Source organism: Cryobacterium sp. Y82, assembly GCF_002929495.1.
In the GTDB taxonomy this organism is placed as follows: domain Bacteria; phylum Actinomycetota; class Actinomycetes; order Actinomycetales; family Microbacteriaceae; genus Cryobacterium; species Cryobacterium serini.
Genome location: NZ_PJJJ01000035.1, coordinates 1 through 18,451, shown reverse-complemented (window position 1 = coordinate 18,451; position 18,451 = coordinate 1). Strand labels below are relative to the sequence as shown.

General features: G+C 62.1%; 17 protein-coding genes, 1 tRNA gene and 1 other RNA gene. 10 read left to right on the top strand and 9 right to left on the bottom strand.

Annotated elements, in window-relative coordinates; all coding sequences use genetic code 11:
• Positions 1 to 19 precede the first annotated feature (19 nt).
• Complete coding sequence (locus tag CXY70_RS12235) at positions 20 to 1,357, bottom strand: glutamine synthetase family protein (protein ID WP_104192648.1); 1,338 nt, start codon at positions 1,355 to 1,357, stop codon at positions 20 to 22.
• A 115-nt stretch (positions 1,358 to 1,472) separates the two neighbouring features.
• On the opposite strand from CXY70_RS12235, the gene panB reads away from it, so the two are divergent.
• On the top strand, positions 1,473 to 2,351 hold the full coding sequence (panB, locus tag CXY70_RS12230) for a 3-methyl-2-oxobutanoate hydroxymethyltransferase (protein WP_104192647.1): 879 nt from the start codon (positions 1,473 to 1,475) through the stop codon (positions 2,349 to 2,351).
• 14 nt (positions 2,352 to 2,365) lie between these two features.
• Here panB and CXY70_RS12225 read toward each other — a convergent pair whose 3' ends face one another.
• Positions 2,366 to 2,554 (bottom strand): SPOR domain-containing protein, encoded by a 189-nt coding sequence (locus tag CXY70_RS12225; RefSeq protein WP_104192646.1) that lies wholly within the window; start codon positions 2,552 to 2,554, stop codon positions 2,366 to 2,368.
• Positions 2,555 to 2,566: 12 nt separating this feature from the next.
• Between CXY70_RS12225 and map the strand changes: the two genes are divergently transcribed.
• Complete coding sequence (gene map / locus CXY70_RS12220; protein ID WP_104192645.1) at positions 2,567 to 3,430, top strand: type I methionyl aminopeptidase; 864 nt, start codon at positions 2,567 to 2,569, stop codon at positions 3,428 to 3,430.
• A gap of 30 nt (positions 3,431 to 3,460) precedes the next feature.
• The gene (ppgK, locus tag CXY70_RS12215; RefSeq protein WP_104192644.1) at positions 3,461 to 4,219 is read left to right on the top strand and encodes a polyphosphate--glucose phosphotransferase; all 759 of its coding nucleotides are present in this window, start codon (positions 3,461 to 3,463) and stop codon (positions 4,217 to 4,219) included.
• A gap of 78 nt (positions 4,220 to 4,297) precedes the next feature.
• On the opposite strand, the gene rnpB is transcribed toward ppgK, so the two are convergent.
• The 6 genes from rnpB to CXY70_RS12185 form a co-directional block, all read right to left on the bottom strand.
• An RNA gene (gene rnpB, locus CXY70_RS12210) (RNase P RNA component class A) lies at positions 4,298 to 4,692 on the bottom strand.
• Between the two features lie 47 nt (positions 4,693 to 4,739).
• Positions 4,740 to 5,477 carry a zinc ribbon domain-containing protein gene (locus CXY70_RS12205; RefSeq protein WP_104192643.1) on the bottom strand — a complete coding sequence of 246 codons (738 nt, stop codon included), beginning with the start codon at positions 5,475 to 5,477 and terminating at the stop codon, positions 4,740 to 4,742.
• A gap of 73 nt (positions 5,478 to 5,550) precedes the next feature.
• Positions 5,551 to 6,369 carry a Nif3-like dinuclear metal center hexameric protein gene (locus CXY70_RS12200; protein WP_104192642.1) on the bottom strand — a complete coding sequence of 273 codons (819 nt, stop codon included), beginning with the start codon at positions 6,367 to 6,369 and terminating at the stop codon, positions 5,551 to 5,553.
• Positions 6,370 to 6,448: 79 nt separating this feature from the next.
• On the bottom strand, positions 6,449 to 6,784 hold the full coding sequence (locus CXY70_RS12195) for a hypothetical protein (protein WP_104192641.1): 336 nt from the start codon (positions 6,782 to 6,784) through the stop codon (positions 6,449 to 6,451).
• A 200-nt stretch (positions 6,785 to 6,984) separates the two neighbouring features.
• A tRNA-Val gene (locus CXY70_RS12190) sits at positions 6,985 to 7,057 on the bottom strand.
• A 68-nt stretch (positions 7,058 to 7,125) separates the two neighbouring features.
• Positions 7,126 to 7,596 carry a peroxiredoxin gene (locus CXY70_RS12185; RefSeq protein WP_104192640.1) on the bottom strand — a complete coding sequence of 157 codons (471 nt, stop codon included), beginning with the start codon at positions 7,594 to 7,596 and terminating at the stop codon, positions 7,126 to 7,128.
• Between the two features lie 271 nt (positions 7,597 to 7,867).
• On the opposite strand from CXY70_RS12185, the gene aceE reads away from it, so the two are divergent.
• From aceE to CXY70_RS12150, 7 genes are all read left to right on the top strand, one after another.
• Complete coding sequence (aceE, locus tag CXY70_RS12180; protein ID WP_104192639.1) at positions 7,868 to 10,594, top strand: pyruvate dehydrogenase (acetyl-transferring), homodimeric type; 2,727 nt, start codon at positions 7,868 to 7,870, stop codon at positions 10,592 to 10,594.
• Positions 10,595 to 10,600: 6 nt separating this feature from the next.
• Positions 10,601 to 11,803, top strand: a complete 1,203-nt coding sequence (locus tag CXY70_RS12175; RefSeq protein ID WP_104192638.1) for a CdaR family transcriptional regulator — start codon at positions 10,601 to 10,603, stop codon at positions 11,801 to 11,803.
• Between the two features lie 210 nt (positions 11,804 to 12,013).
• A complete protein-coding gene (locus CXY70_RS12170; RefSeq protein ID WP_255412041.1) occupies positions 12,014 to 13,429 on the top strand; it encodes an amino acid permease in 1,416 nt (471 codons plus the stop codon).
• A gap of 183 nt (positions 13,430 to 13,612) precedes the next feature.
• Positions 13,613 to 14,533 carry an ACP S-malonyltransferase gene (locus CXY70_RS12165; RefSeq protein ID WP_104192636.1) on the top strand — a complete coding sequence of 307 codons (921 nt, stop codon included), beginning with the start codon at positions 13,613 to 13,615 and terminating at the stop codon, positions 14,531 to 14,533.
• Between the two features lie 17 nt (positions 14,534 to 14,550).
• Complete coding sequence (locus CXY70_RS12160) at positions 14,551 to 15,573, top strand: beta-ketoacyl-ACP synthase III (RefSeq protein WP_104192635.1); 1,023 nt, start codon at positions 14,551 to 14,553, stop codon at positions 15,571 to 15,573.
• Positions 15,574 to 15,633: 60 nt separating this feature from the next.
• Entirely contained in the window at positions 15,634 to 15,882 is a 249-nt protein-coding gene (locus CXY70_RS12155) for an acyl carrier protein (protein WP_092108059.1), read from the top strand.
• A 104-nt stretch (positions 15,883 to 15,986) separates the two neighbouring features.
• Positions 15,987 to 17,222 carry a beta-ketoacyl synthase gene (locus CXY70_RS12150; RefSeq protein ID WP_104192634.1) on the top strand — a complete coding sequence of 412 codons (1,236 nt, stop codon included), beginning with the start codon at positions 15,987 to 15,989 and terminating at the stop codon, positions 17,220 to 17,222.
• 150 nt (positions 17,223 to 17,372) lie between these two features.
• Here the strand turns inward: CXY70_RS12150 and CXY70_RS12145 are convergent, their stop codons facing one another.
• Complete coding sequence (locus CXY70_RS12145) at positions 17,373 to 17,894, bottom strand: DUF3145 domain-containing protein (RefSeq protein ID WP_104192633.1); 522 nt, start codon at positions 17,892 to 17,894, stop codon at positions 17,373 to 17,375.
• Positions 17,895 to 18,451 lie beyond the last annotated feature (557 nt).

The following is an 18,451-nucleotide window of genomic DNA, read 5'->3' as shown; positions in this document are numbered from 1 at the left end:
TCATCGACACACTGGCGAGTTAGAGCATCTCCAGGTTTTTTTGAAGTTCGAACGGGGTGACCTGTGACCGATAGTCCCGCCACTCCTGACGCTTGTTCAACAGAACATAATTGAAGACCTGTTCGCCGAGCGTCTCCGCGACGAGTTCGGACTCCTCCATGAACTGAATCGCGTGATCAAGACTGGCTGGCAGCTGCGTGTAGCCGAGCGCACGACGTTCGGTGTCGCTCAGGCTCCACACATTGTCTTCCGCCTCTGGCGGCAATTCGTAACCCTCGTCGATGCCCTTGAGGCCGGCGGCCAGCATGAGCGAATAGGCGAGGTACGGGTTGGCCGCGGAGTCGATCGCTCGATATTCCACGCGGGCGCTCTGGCCCTTGTTCGGCTTGTACAGCGGTACGCGCACCAGGGCTGAGCGGTTGTTGTGACCCCAGCAGACAAAGCTTGGAGCTTCGTCGCCGCCCCACAGCCGCTTGTAGGAGTTGACGAACTGGTTGGTCACCGCGGTGATCTCGGGGGCGTGTTTGAGCAGCCCGGCAATGAACTGCCGGCCGATCTTGGAGAGCTGGTACTTCGCACCGGCCTCATAGAACGCGTTCGCGTCACCCTCAAACAAAGACATGTGCGTGTGCATGCCCGATCCGGGGTGCTCCGACATGGGCTTGGGCATGAAGGTGGCGTACACGCCCTGCTCGATCGCAACTTCTTTGACCACGGTCCGGAAGGTCATGATGTTGTCGGCGGTGGTCAGAGCGTCGGCATAGCGCAAGTCGATTTCGTTCTGGCCTGGCCCCGCCTCGTGGTGGCTGAACTCAACGGAAATACCGAGGTCTTCAAGCATGCGCACCGACCGGCGACGGAAATCGTGGGCGGTTCCACCGGGAACATTGTCGAAATAGCCGGCCGAGTCGACCGGAATCGGACCGTTCTTGCCGTACTTGGACGACTTGAGCAGGTAGAACTCCACCTCGGGGTGGGTGTAGAACGTGAAACCACGCTCGGCCGCCTTGGCGAGGGTTCGCTTGAGTACATTGCGCGGATCAGCAACGGCCGGTTGGCCGTCCGGCGTGGTGATGTCGCAGAACATGCGGGCGGTGGGGTCGACCTCCCCCCGCCACGGAAGAATCTGAAAGGTAGTGGGATCCGGGTGTGCCAGGACATCCGCTTCGAAAGAACGGGTGAGGCCCTCGATGGCGGAGCCGTCGAACCCGAGGCCTTCGTTGAATGCGCCCTCGACTTCGGCGGGTGCGATAGCAACTGATTTCAAGGTACCGACGACATCGGTGAACCAGAGTCGAACGAACTTGATTCCTCGCTCCTCGATGGTCCGAAGAACGAAGTCGCGCTGCTTGTCCATTCACGCTCTTTCTGATTGCTCCAACGGGGACGTACCGAAATAGCTACCGTCCTCAACACGTCCTATCTAGGCTACTGGCTCCGAGCATGATTGCTCGCCTGACTACACTTATCGCATGCCCGAGTTGACAGCACCAGAGCCCGACGCGACGGGCGGCGACGCCGGCGTGCAGCATCCGAATAAAGCGGTTTCCGGGCCTAAGCGAGTGCGCACGCGGCACTTTCAGAACGCTAAAGCCCAGGGGATCCCCATTACGGGCCTGACCAGCTACGACATGCTCACCGCCCAGATTTTCGATGCGGCCGGAATCGACTTTCTACTGGTCGGCGATTCCGCCGGCAACAACGTCTTCGGGTACGAGACCACCCTCCCCGTCACGGTCGACGAGCTCATCCCACTGACCCGTGCCGTTGCGCGAGCAGTGACCCGTGCCTTCGTCGTGGCCGATATGCCGTTCGGTTCGTACGAGAGCGGCGCGGATCAGGCCCTCGGAACCGCCGTCCGGTTCATGAAGGAAGCCCAGGCGCACGCGGTGAAACTTGAAGGCGGCCAGCGCAGCCACAAGCAGATCAGGCGCATTGTCTCGGCCGGCATCCCCGTGATGGGCCATGTGGGATTCACCCCGCAGAGCGAACACGGTTTGGGAGGCCATATCATTCAGGGCAGGGGAGACGCCGCCGAGACACTCATCGCGGACGCCCTCGCCGTGGAAGACGCCGGTGCCTTCGCCGTCGTCCTGGAGATGGTACCGGCGTCGGTCGCCGCACTCGTCACGGAGCGGCTGTCCATCCCGACTATCGGGGTCGGGGCGGGGCCATCCGTTGACGGCCAGCTGCTCGTCTGGACAGACTTTGCCGGCATGACCAGTGGTCGAGTGCCGAAGTTCGTGCGTCAGTACGCCGATGTTCGCGCAGTGCTGACGGATGCCGTGCAGCGGTTCACGGCTGACGTCGCCTCTGGTGCTTATCCGGCACCAGAACACAGCTACGAGTAGAAAGAGTTCAACGGTTAGCGGGCATCCCGAGCGTCGTCTTCTGACCACTTGGCGCTGTTCGCGCGCAGCTTCTCCAGGGCGTGGGCTGCTTCGTCCCGGGTAGCGAATGGCCCCACCCGATCCAGCGATGTCGACTGGAGACCGTGCTCCACTTCGCCCGTGCGCATGTTGTACCAGAATGCGTGTTCTTTGTCGACGGCCATAAGCTTGATCCTATGCCTAAGGATTCCATCGGTCACCTCATCCCGGGAACGGTGTCACCGACCCGTTCCGTTCCATCCCACATCGTTCGCCCGGAGTACGTGGGCAAAAAAGGGCCGAGCCCCTTCACCGGCTCCGACGTCTATTCGACCGAGAAGATCGAGCTCATTCGTGACTCCGGCCGCATCGCCGCCGAGGCGATTGCTGCTGTGGGGCGGGCCATCGCTCCGGGCGTCACCACCGAGCAACTGGACCAGATCGGTCATGACTATTTGGTGGCCAACGACGCCTACCCGTCGACCCTGGGTTACCGCGGCTACCCCAAATCGCTGTGCAGTTCGGTGAATGAGGTTATTTGCCATGGAATCCCCGACAACACGGTGCTCGACAATGGTGACATCGTCAACATCGACATCACGGCGTACAAGAACGGCGTGCACGGCGACACCAACGTCACATTCATTGTGGGCGAAGCCACCGAGGAGGTGACGCTGCTGGTCGAACGAACCAGGGAAGCGCTCGCCCGCGGCATCAAAGCCGTTGCCCCCGGGCGCCAGGTCAACGTGATCGGTCGCACCATCGCGTCCTATGCCAAGCGGTTCAACTACGGCGTTGTGCGCGACTATACGGGGCACGGCGTTGGCGAAGCCTTTCACTCCGGCCTCATCATTCCGCACTACGACGCACCGCAGTACGACACGGTTATGGAAGTCGGGATGGTCTTCACCATCGAGCCGATGCTGACCCTGGGAACCGGTGACTGGGACATCTGGAGTGATGACTGGACGGTTCTCACCCGCGACCGAAGCCTGACCGCACAATTTGAACACACACTCGTAGTGACCGAGCGCGGCGCCGAGATTCTGACCCTAGCCTGACACGGTTTTCAAACAGATAGAGGATCACACATGACTGCAACGACGGCAATTGGAATCGACATCGGCGGCACGGGAATCAAGGGCGCCGTGGTCGACCTGGTTACCGGTGCGCTCCTCACTGACCGGGTGAAGCTGCCCACGCCTAAGGGGGGACGCCCGCAGGACATCGTCGAGACGACCCGAGCTTTACTCTCCACCGTCTCGAAAGGCGTCGGTGACCTCCCGGTCGGCGTGTGTTTTCCTGCCGTCGTCAAAAATGGTCACACCATGTCAGCGGCAAACGTATCGTCGAAGTGGATTGGTCTCGCCGCTGAAGCCCTGTTCGAAAAAGGTCTTGGCCTGCCCATTCACTTCGTCAATGACGCGGATGCTGCCGGTTACGCTGAAGCGCAGTTCGGTGCGGCCAAGGGCGTCGCTGGCGTCGTGCTGCTGACCACGCTCGGTACCGGGATCGGTTCGGCGCTGCTCAATGACGGTGTGCTGGTGCCCAACACTGAACTGGGCCACCTGCAGATCGACGGGCACGACTACGAAACTCGTGCGGCCTACTCCGCCAAGGAACGTGACGACCTCAGCTGGGAGAACTGGGCTGCACGCCTGCAGAAGTATTACTCGACGCTCGAACTGCTCTTCTCCCCCGACCTGTTCATCGTCGGCGGTGGGGTCTCCAAGCACCACGAGAACTTTCTGCCCTTGCTCAATCTGAAGACGCGCATCATTCCCGCAGTTCACCGCAACAACGCCGGAATTCTTGGCGCGGCCGCTTTGGCTGCCCGCTTTCCCGGCTAGTCCGACCGCAGAACCCCACCCGGTCAGGTCCGCACCGCCGCGCCGGGTGGGATAATGGGTCCGTCGGCACAGTGAGGTGGAATGGGCCGGCTAGTACGCCGGGTTCTGTCCAAGTGTTCACACACCGTCGACGGCCATCTATCTCGTGACTACGTTGCCGCAGCCCTCTAGCGGTCTACCCGAAAGCTCGGCGAGCAGCCTTAGCGCTTTCTGTCTGACCTTGCTCCGGACGAGGTTTACCGAGCCGACCAGGTCACCCTGGCCTCTGGTGGTCTCTTACACCACCGTTTCACCCTTACCACCACGCTCAACCCGAAGGTCGCGCACCGGTGGCGGTCTACTTTCTGTGGCACTGTCTCGCGGGTTGCCCCGGGTGGGTGTTACCCACCATCCTGCTCTGTGGAGCCCGGACGTTCCTCGGCATCCGCTCGACCCGAAGATCTCCCGAATGACGCGACCGTCTTGCCGACCCATTCCGAGAAATTAGTCTACCGGGCCAGCCGTCCGCCGCGAACCGTTACTAGATTCCGGACTCTTCGGTGCGCACTAGTACGGCACCACAGTCGGGGCAGAAAATGACATCGTCAGTGGGCGCCTGACGAACGTCGGCGAGGTCGCTCCCCGTCAGGGTCATCGTGCAGCCGCTGCACGTGCGGGCACGCAGCAGCGCTGCCGCGTTGCCGTGGCCGGAGATGCGCAGGCGCTCGTACAGCGCAGCGAGGTCATCAGGGATGGTGGCCGCGACGGTCGTCCGGTCGCGGGTGAGCTCGCCGAGCTGGCGGGTGAGGTCGCCCAGCACCTCATCGCGTGCTGATTCCGTCGCGCTGACCCGTGCGGCGATGGCGTCACGTTCCCGTGCCACCACGGCGACGGCCGCTTCATGCTCCTCCTGGCGTTCCAAAACGGCAATCTCAATCTCCTCGAGATCGAACAGGCGCTTTTTGAGCGACGCGACCTCAGAATCAAGCGCCTGAATGTCTTTGATTGACGAGGTGTGCTGCAGACGGTCGGTATCGCGCGCGATGCGCTTTTCGACGACCTCGACGTCGTTCTCGATGCGTCCCAGTTCGGTGCGCACGTCGTCAAGCTCGCCCGACCGGCCAAGCAGTTTCATGCGGCTGGCTTCCGCTTCACGATTGAGCTCGGCCAGCTCGGCGTGCGCCGCGAGCGACTTTGACTGGTGGCTGAGCTGAAGAACCTTGATATCCAGGGCTTGAAGCCGCAGAAGTTCCTTCTGGTGGAGTGGTGATGCCTTCACGATGTCCTGACCTAACGCTAAAAAATGAGATGTGGTTCGAAAAAATAGGGTGACTCGGAGGTTAGTGCACGAGTCAGTGCACTACGGCAAAGTCCCACGGATCGGTGTTTAGCTCACTCACCGTGACAACGGTTCCGGGGAGGGCCGCCCGCAGCTGTGCGGCAGCTGGCTCCAGCCAGAGCCACTCGCTGGCCCAGTGCGACACGTCTATGAGGGCGGGGCCACCCGCGCAGAGCGCCTGCTCTCGAGCTTCGGAAGCAGGGTGGTGACGCAGATCTGAGGTGATGTAAACATCCGCTGCGATTACCTTGGGCTGGCGCAATAGCGAATCGCCCGCGCCGCCACACAGCGCGATCGTGGTGACCGCTGCGGCATAGTCGCCCGCGACACGCACGCCGGACGCCGTAGCGGGAAGTAACGCCAGCATGGTGTGCGCGAGGTGTCCCAGCGTTGTTGGCTGGGTCAGCTGTCCCACGCGACCGATGCCGGTACCGGGTGCGGTGCTCTCCGTAATGGGCGTCACCTCGACCAACTCGAGGTGCGTGGCAATAATATCCGACACGCCGTCTGCTACAACGTCGGCGTTCGTATGCGCGGATATTAATGCGCAGTCGGCCCGAATGAGTCGGCTGAGCAGCGCGCCCTTGTAGCGATCTTCAGCAACGCTTGTAATGCCATGCAAGAGCAGCGGATGGTGCGTCAGCAGCACGTCAGCCCCGGCCTGGATGGCCTCATCGACGGTTTGGGAAGTGGCGTCAACTGCGAGGTGGATACTACGCACCGGGCGCGACGGGTCCCCGCTGGCCAGGCCCGGCCGATCCCAATCTTCAGCACCGTCCAGTGGCCACAGGGTATGGACGACACGAGTGAAGTCGGCTAGCGAGAATGACACTCGTTCAGCCTACTGGGCGACCGGCGTCGGGCTTCGTCGGACACGAAGCTACCCGATACCCCGTGTCCGACGAAAAGGGTCAGTAGTCGAAATCGTCGAACTGCGCAGCAGCCGATTCTTCCCTCGTCCACGCCGCCGGGATCATGGCCCCGGTTTGCGCCTTGCGCTGCAGAAAATCGGTGGTCTCCGGTTCGACCAGCTCGGGCGACACGCCGTCAGCAGTGACGCTCACGAGCTGACTGGCGGAACCGATTAAAAACTGGGCCCGCAGCAGGAGTCCGTTGTCGCCCATCACGGGAATATCGACGACATCGACTTGTCGACGATTGCACAGCGCCTCAGCGTAAAGAAGCACCGCATCAGCAAGATCGCTGCCGGTTATTACCGAACCGCCCGGGTGAAATATGCGTTTCATGATCGCCCCTCGAAGCTCGCAGAAAGTTCACGTACGTCCAAGGTCCAGGGTCGCCACGCCAGTATATGCCCGGTCTACCCCCGCAAGAGGAAAATTCGGCGATCTCGCATTTTCGTGCGGTGGGATGTACGGCGAACGCCGGCGTGCACACCCCAAAACACTGGGCCTAACTTGCAGGTGGCGGCTAAAAACAGTGATTGTGGGCCCTACCGGGCTCGAACCGATGACATCCACGGTGTAAACGTGGCGCTCTACCAACTGAGCTAAAGGCCCCGACGTCTCGCTGTGCGGGTTTGTTCAGTATAGGTCAGTGTTGACGCAGGTTTGGCGACCCGGAAGGGTCACAGGACTGGTACGAGCTGTTCGAGGGCCGCCATGTAGGCGTCAATCGAACGCGCCTCACCGGGTGCGGTAATGAAACTGGCACGGATAATACCGCTCGGATCAATCAAAAAAGTCGCGCGATTCGCGAACCCTTTCTCCTCGAGAAAGACACCATATTCTTTCGCGACGGCGCCGTGGGGCCAAAAATCAGCGACCAGGTCAAAGGAATACTTTTCCTGCTCCCCGAACGCGCGCAGGGCGTGTCGAGAGTCGACCGAAATGCCAATCAACTCGACGCCGCCGTCTTCGAACATCGCGAGGTTGTCGCGTAGCTCACACAGCTCTCCGCTGCAGATTCCGGAGAATGCCAGCGGAAAGAAGACGAGTGCTACCGATTTGATTCCTCGGTACGCACTGAGCTGCACGCTCTCACCGAACTGGTTGGTGAGCTTGAAATCAGGTGCCTGGGTATCGTTCTGGAGAGCCATAAATGCTCCTTTCGTCGTGCGTCGTTGACGCACGGATTGGCCGGTGACACACTCTAGCCCGGCAACGTGCGTGGTTTCACAGACCGCGCCACCCGACCGCGCGAGTTTTTAGCCGGTGAAACCCCCGTACGCGGACGTCGAGTGGAATCAGTAGGCTTACGGGGTGCCGTTGGTTGCAATCCAACCTGCTTGCCTACGGCACGTGCCCTCGTAGTGGCGGAATGTCCCCACGGAGCACCATCGCTGCATAAACCCCAGAGAGAGGTCGACTGTGACGGTCAACGACCAGGACCCGTACTCGACGAACAACGCCGACTCCGATCCGGAGGAAACGGCTGAGTGGTCGCAATCCCTCGATTCGCTCGTTGCCGAACACGGCCACGAGCGCGGCCGCGAGATCATGCTGAGCCTCTTGAAGCGTTCGAAAGAGCTGCATCTGGGCGTTCCCATGGTTCCGACAACCGACTACATCAACACCATTGCGCCGGAGAACGAACCAGATTTTCCCGGCGACGAAGACATTGAGCGTCGCTACCGCGCCTGGATTCGCTGGAACGCTGCCGTTTTGGTTCATCGCGCGCAGCGCCCGGGTATTGCCGTGGGTGGTCATATCTCGACCTACGCGTCATCCGCTGCCCTCTATGAAGTCGGCTTCAACCACTTCTTCCGCGGCCAGGACCACCCGGGCGGTGGCGACCAGATCTTCATTCAGGGCCATGCCTCCCCCGGCACCTACGCTCGTGCCTACCTCGAGGGCCGGCTGACCGAGAACCAGCTCGACGGGTTCCGTCAGGAGAAATCGCACGCCCCCGACGGCATCTCGTCCTACCCGCACCCCCGTTTGATGCCGGAATTCTGGCAGTTTCCCACCGTCTCCATGGGCCTCGGCCCGATCAACGCGATCTATCAGGCGCAGCTCAACCGCTACCTGACCAACCGGGGCATCAAGGATGCCAGCGACCAGCAGGTCTGGGCGTTCCTCGGCGACGGTGAAATGGACGAGGTGGAAAGCCGCGGCCAGTTGCAGGTCGCCGCCAACGAGGGCCTCGACAACCTCAACTTCGTCATCAACTGCAACCTTCAGCGCCTTGACGGCCCGGTACGCGGTAACGGCAAGATCATCCAGGAACTGGAGAGCTTCTTCCGCGGTGCCGGCTGGAACGTCATCAAGGTGGTGTGGGGCCGCGAGTGGGACAACCTGCTCAAGAACGACGTAGACGGCGCCCTGATCAACCTGATGAACGTCACCCCCGATGGTGACTACCAGACCTACAAGGCCGAAAGCGGCGCCTACGTGCGCGAGAACTTCTTCGGTCGGGACCCGCGAGCACTCAAGCTTGTCGAGCACTTGAGCGACGATGAGGTCTGGAACCTCAAGCGCGGCGGCCACGATTACCGCAAGGTCTATGCGGCGTTCAAGGCCGCGTCGGAGCACAAGGGCCAGCCCACCGTCATCCTCGCGAAGACGGTGAAGGGCTACGGCCTTGGTCCGAGCTTCGAGGGCCGCAATGCGACCCACCAAATGAAGAAGATGACCCTTGACAACCTCAAGTCGTTCCGCGACAGCATGCACGTGCCGATCACGGATGCCCAGCTGGAGGAAAACCCCTACCTGCCGCCCTATTACACCCCCGGCGACAAAGACGAGGCGATCGAGTACATGCACGAGCGCCGTCGTGCGCTCGGCGGCTACCTACCGGAGCGACGCACCACACACACCAAGCTCAACCTGCCCGGCGATGAAACCTACGCCGTCTCGAAGAAGGGATCGGGAACGCAGGAAATTGCCACGACGATGGCTTTTGTGCGATTGCTCAAGGAGCTGCTGCGCGCCAAGGACTTCGGCAACCGCATCGTTCCGATCATCCCCGACGAGGCCCGCACCTTCGGCATCGACGCGTTCTTCCCAAACGCGAAGATCTACAACCCCAACGGCCAGCACTACACCTCGGTCGACCACGCCCAGCTGCTCGCCTACAAGGAGAGCCCGCAGGGCCAGATCCTGCACGTCGGCATCAACGAGGCCGGTGCTGCCGCGGCTTTCACCAATGTAGGCACGTCCTACTCCACGCAGGGTGAACCGCTGATTCCGGTTTACGTCTTCTACTCCATGTTCGGTTTCCAGCGCACCGGCGACGCTTTGTGGGCCGCCGGCGACCAGATGAGCCGCGGGTTCATTGTCGGTGCCACCGCCGGTCGCACAACATTGACCGGTGAAGGACTGCAGCACGCCGACGGTCATTCGCCGCTCCTGGCATCGACCAACCCGGCCGTCGTCTCCTACGACCCGGCGTACGGGTACGAGATCGGCCACATCGTTCGCGCCGGACTCGAGCGCATGTACGGCGGCACCCACACTGACCCGAACGTCATGTACTACGTAACGGTCTATAACGAGCCGGCCGTACAGCCGGTCGAGCCCGCCGATGTCGATGTGGACGGCATTCTGCACGGTATCCACCGGGTTAGCGCATCCGCGCTCACCGGACCGAAGGCGCAGTTGCTCGCCTCCGGCGTCGCCGTGCCGTGGGCGCTGGAAGCTGCGCAACTGCTCGCCGAGGACTGGGGTGTCTCGGCCGACGTCTGGTCGGTCACCTCGTGGACTGAACTGCGCCGCAATGGTCTGGCCGCCGAGGAGCACAACTTTCTCAACCCTGACGACGAGCCGCGTATCCCGTATATCACCACGAAGCTCGAAGGCGCTGCCGGCCCCTTCGTAGCCGTGTCTGACTTCATGCACGCCGTTCCGGACCAGATTCGGCAGTTTGTTTCAGGCGACTTCGCGACGCTCGGTGCCGACAGCTTCGGCTTCTCGGACACCCGTCCGGCGGCCCGCCGATTCTTCAAGATCGACGGTCCGTCAATGGTCGTGCGCACCCTGGAGCTGCTCGCTCGTCGCGGTGAAGTAGACCGCACCCTCGCGGGCCAGGCGATCGCAAAGTATCGCCTGCACGATGTGAGCGCGGGCACCACCGGCTCTGCCGGGGGCGAGAGCTAAGAAACCGTGGCACCGGCGCCCAAGACGAAAGAACAAACTCTCAACTGGCTGCGCACCATCTCTGGTGAGCTATCGACCCAGACACTCAAGCGACTAGAGGACACGCTGTCCTGGTATGGCGATATGCCACCAGGGCGGCGGTCGGCTGTCGGCCTGGTCGCCCAGGCCGGGATCACGAGTTTCATCTCGTGGTTTGACGATCCACGGTCAACGCCGTGGATCGCCGCGGACGTGTTCGGTGCCGCCCCGCGAGAGTTGCTGCGCTCGGTGAGCCTGCAGCAGACGCTGCAGCTCATTCGCGTGACGGTTGAGGTCGTCGAGGAACGCGTCAAGGACGGCGGTGAAGCCCTGCGGGAGGCGATTCTGCTCTACTCGCGCGAGATCGCTTTTGGGGCAGCGGATGTCTATGCACGCGCAGCCGAAGCACGCGGCCTCTGGGACGCACGGCTGGAAGCACTCGTCGTTGACTCCATTCTCAGCGGTGAATATGACGACGAACTACCCAGCCGGATTGCGGCCCTCGGCTGGCATGGCCACGGTGAGGTCTGCGTACTGGTCGGCACCACCCCGCAGATGCTCGACGTCGACCAATTGCGCCGGGCCGCCCGGCACATGGCCGCCGACGTACTCATCGGCGTGCAGGGAAACCGCCTCGTGCTCGTAATCGGCCGGGCCCGTCCGGCGCCGGCTGACAGCGAAGACGTCGGCACGGCCGCTGCCCTCACTTTTATGGAGATCGCCATGCAGTTGGAGCCGATTTTCGGCCCCGGACATTTGGTGCTTGGCCACGAGGTACCCAACCTTGTTGACGCGTCTAAGAGTGCAAAGGCGGCGCTGGCCGGTTTTGCCGTCGCCCGCTCGTGGCGCAACGCCCCACGGCCGGTGCAGGCCGACGATCTGCTCCCCGAACGGGCCCTGGCCGGCGATCCGCTCGCCCGCGCCACGCTGATCCATCGCATCTATCGGCCCCTGCAAGCGCACTCCACCGAACTGCTCACCACCCTGTGGTGCTACCTCGATAACGGCCGCTCCCTCGAGGCCACCGCACGTGAACTCTTCGTTCATCCCAACACCGTGCGGTACCGCCTGAAACGAGTGTCCGAAGTCATCGGCTACGACGCCACTGGAGCCCGCGAGGCGCTCATCTTGCAGTCCGCGCTGATCATCGGTTCCATCAGCGACCACGATGGGTCCAGCCGCCGCCGCTAATCAAGTCGGGCGATTTTGCTGATGTGCGGGGGTATACGGTGTAATTCGATCGTCACGTCGTCGTGACGTTCCTCTCAATGTGAGAAACGACTTGGTGGGCGTCGTTGCTACACCGGCATCCGTTGCCATGGCCATCAGCCGTCTCGCGTGAAACAGAGTTGCCCGTATTCAGACTTGGAGCGTGTCACGCCGCCATCCCCAAAATCCGCGATCAAAGGTTCTGCACAACCCACTGCAGCCGCCAGCGTCGCTCCGAAGGCTCCCGAACTGACCCGCAGCCTCAAACCCCGCCATCTCTCGATGATCGCGATCGCGGGAGTTATCGGAGCCGGCCTCTTCGTGGGATCAGGAGCGGCGATCCAGCAGGCCGGCCCCGGAATTCTTGTGGCCTACGCGGCTGCGGGCCTCGTAGTCATTCTCGTTATGCGCATGCTCGGTGAGATGGCGGCGGCGAGCCCGGAGACCGGCTCGTTCTCGGCCTACGCCGATCGGGCTCTCGGCCGCTGGGCCGGATTCAGCATCGGCTGGCTCTATGCCTGGTTTTGGATCATCGTCCTCGGGATCGAGGCAACCGCGGGCGCGGCGATCGTGCATCGCTGGGTGCCCGAGGTCGATCAGTGGGTATGGGCTCTCCTGCTCATGGTGCTGCTCACCCTCACGAATGTGGCCTCGGTGAAGTCGTTTGGGGAATTTGAATTTTGGTTCGCCTCGATCAAGGTCGCGGCGATTGTGGTCTTCCTGGTGCTTGGCATCGTGGCGATTCTTGGCTTCATGCCCGGCGTGGCTGCGCCCGGTCTCGACAACCTCACCGGTCGTGGCGGGTTCTTCCCCAACGGTGCCGGAGCAGTACTCGGTGGAGTGCTCGTGGTCGTTTTCTCCTTTTTCGGCGCTGAGATCGCGACGATCGCCGCCGGGGAGTCGCAAAATCCCGTCGCTGCTGTTCGGCAGGCCGTGCGATCCACCGTTTGGCGAATCCTGATCTTTTACATCGGCTCGATCGCAGTTGTCGTCACCCTGTTGCCTTGGGACAGCGCCTCCGTGGCAAAGAGCCCGTACGTGGCGGCCATCGAGCTCTATGGGATTCCCGGCGCTGGCACGATCATGGACGTGATTGTGCTCACCTCCGTGCTGTCGTGCCTCAACTCTGGGCTCTATACCGCCAGCCGCATGCTGTTTTCGCTCTCGACGCGCGGCGATGCTCCCCGCTCCTGGGCACAGATCTCTGCCAGGGGGGTGCCGCGCAGCGCCGTGCTCGCCTCGACCATCGTTGGGTTTGTGACCGTCGGTCTCAACTACATTGCCCCAGACACCGTATTCCTGTTCCTGGTGAACACCTCCGGCGCCATCGCCCTGTTCGTCTGGCTCGTGATTGCCGCCTCGCAGTTGATCCTGCGCCGCCGCATGGGACCGGATGCCGCCAAGGCGCTCTCGCTCAAGATGTGGTTGTTCCCTTACCTCACCTGGTTCGCCATCCTCAGCATCCTCGCCCTGCTCGTTGGGATGTTGATCATCCCGGAAACGAGGGAATCCCTTGGGCTTTCCCTCTTGCTGGCCGGGTCACTCATGGGTGTTAGCCTGTGGCGTTACCGAGGCGGGCGTGGAGGGAGCGGCGTGGGGGACACCTAACCGATGGTCGGCAAGGTGCATTCTGAATCGCACAACAGCCAAAAATGATCCCGCCATCGATCACGATGTGACAAATCAAAATCCCTCCCCGAGGAATGCGCCTGCAGGAATCTACAAAGGTTCTCGAAATACTTAGTGCCATCTGTACATTCATTTGCGTCACCAGATTGGAAGACTGAGTAAATGATCGTTGTCGTCTGCCCGGGTCAGGGCTCCCAAACTCCCGGATTCCTCGAACCCTGGTTGGCTTTGCCTGCCTTTAATGAAGGTCTCCGGCAAATCTCGGACGACGTCGACCTGGATCTCGTCGCCCACGGCACGGTCAGCGACGCCGACACCATCCGCGACACGGCGATTGCCCAGCCCCTCATCGTGGCTGCCGGCATCCTTACGCTTGAAGCGCTGCTCGCGGATGGTCGCCGAGACCGCCTCGCCGGGATCGCCGGGCACTCGGTCGGAGAGCTCACTGCCGCCGCGGGCGCGGGCATCCTGAAAACCACGGATTCGGTGCGATTTGTTCGCGAGCGTGGCCTGGCAATGCAGGCCGCCGCCGCCCTCGTTCCCACCGGAATGAGCGCCGTGATCGGTGCAGACGAGACCGAATTACTCACCCGAGTGGCCGAGCTCGGCCTCGAACCCGCCAACTTCAATGGCAGTGGTCAGATCGTCGTCGCCGGGGCACTCGACGCTCTCGCCGAACTCGCCGCGGCTCCCCCGCACCGGGCCCGAGTCATTCCCCTTCAGGTCGCCGGCGCATTCCATACGCGTTATATGCAGCCGGCCGTCGAACGGATGACCGTGGTCGCCGACTCGCTCACCCCCACCAACCCCACCCTCCCCATCTGGACCAATCATGACGGAGGTCAGATCGCCGAGGGCATCCGCTTTGTGGATCTGCTCGTGGGTCAGGTGTCATCGCCGGTACGGTGGGACAGATGCATGGAGGCTTTCGCCGCAGCGGGAGTCACCGGAATCATCGAGGTCGCGCCCGCCGGCGCGCTCGTCGGTCTCGCAAAGCGCGCCCTCAAAGGCGTACCCACCGTCGCCATCAAGACCCCGGACGACTTGCCCGCCGCCTGGGCCATGATCGACCAGCAGTCCTGAATCTGATAAGAGAGACAATGCCAAAGCCAACAAAAGCAACTGTGCCAACACTGAAGCAGTCCCACGGACCGCAGTACACCCGCATCCTTTCGATCGGCGCCGCCCGCGGTGACCTCGTCGTACCCAACGACGAACTGGTCGCAGCGATCGACTCCTCCGATGAGTGGATCCAGCAGCGCACCGGCATCATCACCCGCACGCGTGCCAGCCAAGACGTCAACGCTGTCGACATGGCAACGGATGCCGCCCGCGAAGCCATCGAAAAAAGTGGCATTGACCCGGCGCTCATTGATGCCGTGATTGTGGCCACCATCAGCAACGGCCGCCAGACACCATCCATGGCCGCCGTTTTGGCCGACCGCGTTGGCAGCAATCCGGCTGCGGCCTACGACATCAATGCAGCCTGCGCCGGATATGCGTACGCCATCGCCCAGGCGGATGCGCTCATCCGTACGGGGGCTGCGCACTACGCACTCGTCGTTGGCGCTGAAAAGCTCTCTGACCTGGTCGACCCTACAGACCGAAGCATCTCATTCCTGCTTGGCGACGGTGCTGGCGCTGTCGTCATCGGCCCGAGTGACTACCCGGGCATCTCCACCACGGTGTGGGGATCGGATGGTTCCAAGGCAGACGCGATTCACATGAATTACACCCTGCAGGAGTACCGTCGCGGCGAGGCCGACTGGCCAACCCTGCGTCAGCAAGGACAAACCGTCTTCCGTTGGGCCGTCTGGGATATGGCAAAGGTAGCCAAGAAGGCCCTTGAAGTCGCCGGTATCGAAAGCGCCGACCTCGCCGCGTTCATTCCTCACCAGGCCAACATGCGCATCATCGACGAGTTCGCCAAGCAGCTCAAGTTGCCGGAATCCGTCGTCATCGCCCGCGATGTCGCCACCACCGGTAACACCTCATCGGCCTCGATCCCCCTCGCCACCCACCGCCTGCTCGAGGAACACCCAGAGCTCAGCGGCGGACTTGCGCTGCAGATCGGCTTCGGTGCCGGACTTGTGTTCGGTGCGCAAGTCGTTGTGCTGCCCTAACCTATCCACCCTCTAAACTAAGTCTCGGTCAACCGAGACACCCCTCAAGGAGAAAAAAACATGGCATTGTCCACCGAAGAAGTTCTGACCGGCCTGGCCGAGCTCATCAACGACGAAACCGGAATTGCAACCGACACGGTTGAGCTCGGTAAGTCGTTCACCGACGACTTGGACATCGACTCGATCTCGATGATGACCATTGTCGTCAACGCAGAAGAGAAGTTCGATGTGAAGATTCCCGACGAAGAGGTTAAAAACCTCAAGACCGTCGGCGATGCCGTCGAGTTCATCGTGAAGGCACAGGACTAGACCCAAGCCTGAACCGGGTCGGTCGGACAACGGCCGACCTGTTCATTGGGCTGGTGCCACAACGCACCGGCCCACACGTTTGTCGTTCCATGGAGAGTTGACTTATGACCAAGAAAATCGTTATCACCGGCATCGGTGCCACTACGCCGCTGGGCGGCACGGCGGTCGACACCTGGACGGCCCTTCTGGCCGGCGAATCGGGTGCTACCACCCTCGAGCAGGCCTGGGTGGCGCAAACAGCGATCCCCGTAACTTTCGCCGCACAGGCACGGGTGAAAACCGTGGATGTGCTGCAGCGATTTGAGGTCAAGCGCCTTGATCCGTCCAGCCAATTCGCGCTGATCGCCGGACGTGAAGCCTGGGCCGATGCCGGCTCCCCCGAGGTCGAGCCTGAACGGCTTGCCGTGGACTGGGCGACCGGGATCGGCGGAGTGTGGACACTGCTGGATGCCTGGGACACCCTGCGCGAACGCGGCCCGCGTCGCGTACTGCCGATGACCGTGCCGATGCTTATGCCCAATGGTCCGGGGGCGGCCATCGGAATGGACCTGCACGCCCGTGCCGGCATTACCACGGTGGTCTCCGCGTGCGCGTCGAGTACCGAAGCGCTGATCAACGCCTATAAGCGCCTGCAGTCTGGACTGGCCGACGTCGTTATCGCCGGAGGCTCCGAGGCTGCCATTCATCCCCTGCCGATTGCCTCGTTTGCAGCGATGCACGCTTTGTCGACCCGTAATGACGACCCGGCTACCGCGAGCCGCCCGTACGATGTGACTCGCGACGGTTTTGTTCTCGGCGAGGGTGCAGCCGCCCTCGTTATTGAGACTGAGGAGCACGCTAAGGCGCGCGGCGCCCACATCTACGCCGAGATTCTCGGCGGCGTTGTCAATAGTGATGCCTACCACGTGACCGCGCCGGACCCCGAAGGATCGGCGGCCGCCCGCGCAATGCTCTCGACCATTGAGAACGCCGGAGCAAGCCTCGCCGATGTCTCACACATCAACGTTCACGCTACGAGTACGCCGGTTGGCGACATCGCCGAGTACAACGCCCTTAGGCGAGTGTTCGGCGATCTGCTCGACGGCATCCCGGTCTCGGCCACGAAGGCATCAACCGGACACTTGCTCGGCGGGGCTGGCGCCCTCGAGGCCTTCTTCACGGTGAAGGCTCTCGCCGACCGCACTGCACCGCCGACAATCAACCTCACGTCGCAGGATCCAGAGATTCCGCTCGACGTGGTCACCACGCCGCGCGCCCTGCCGACCGGTGACCTGCTCGCGCTGAGCAACTCGTTCGGCTTCGGCGGCCACAACGCTGTCGTGGCGTTCCGGTCAGTCTAAAAGTTCAGCAGAAGACAATGACCCCGCCCGGTTCGGACGGGGTCATTTCTGTGAGGGGATTCACTTGACTTCGTGGGATTGTCGCCGGGAATATCGCCGGTCGACGGGCCGCGCCGTCCTGAGCGAACCGCACGCTTGAAAATTGGCTGATCAGCCGACCTGGTGCAGCCAGACGACAGCATTCAGGTCGCTCGCCTGCCGGAACGGTTCGAGTTCGTCGTCCCAGGATTGCCCGAGGGCCAGGCGTAACTGCCGGTGCAATTCGATGGCGTTAGCCCCCGCACCCTCCATAGCGGATCGAATGCGATCTTCCGGAACGACCACGTTACCCACGCTGTCGGTCTGAGCGTAAAAGATACCCAGCTCGGGCGTGTGTAACCACCGTCCACCATCCGAACCTGGTCCGGCGTCTTGGGTGACTTCGAAGCGCAGCTGTGCCCAGCCGCGCAGAGCGGATGCGAGCGCGGCGCCGGTGCCCGGAGATCCCTCCCAGTAATACTCGGCGCGGTGGGAGCCGGGCAGGGCTGGTTGTTCTGACCAGTCGAAGTTGACGGCCTCGCCGAGGGCACGACCGGCAGACCACTCGACGTGAGCGCAGACCGCTCGCGGAGAAGAATGCACAAATAACACCCCCCGCGCGATCGGCGCCCGACAGTTGGGTAATGCATCCATCGTGTTTCTCCGTTCCTAGTAGGTTCGTCTTCCCCAACGACCTCGGAACGACCGCGCCTTCAACTCAGGGTTGTGACACGACGGTGAATATTAAATTGTTCGGTTACTGGAGGCCAGCGTGCCGATAGCGCCATTATGCCCCAGCGACCTGCACATTGACAAGGACGCCGTGGGATCGAAGGTGACGTCCGAACGGTAGCTGGTGCGTCCTTTACCGCGGCTACCGCATACCGATCTACCGCGCACGTGCGCCGGATTGTGCTCGGACTCGAAATTTGTTCGTGGGATNACTCGAAATTTGTTCGTGGGATGCGGTCGGGCCTGTTATCGCAGGTCCGGCCGCTTTTTTGCGCCTATTTCGTGCGCATTGTCTGCCCCTGAACGAGGGGTGAACCTGAGAAAGACCCGAGTTCGGTTGTGACAATACCCATAGTGGGCAATAGTCATCTTTGTTGTCGCGGCTTCCTCCAGCCCCACCCGCACCCTCCCGAATCTGTGCTCTAGACGAAATGTGAACCATGACCTCCCCCACTGTTTTCGCTTCGCCCATCTCCGTG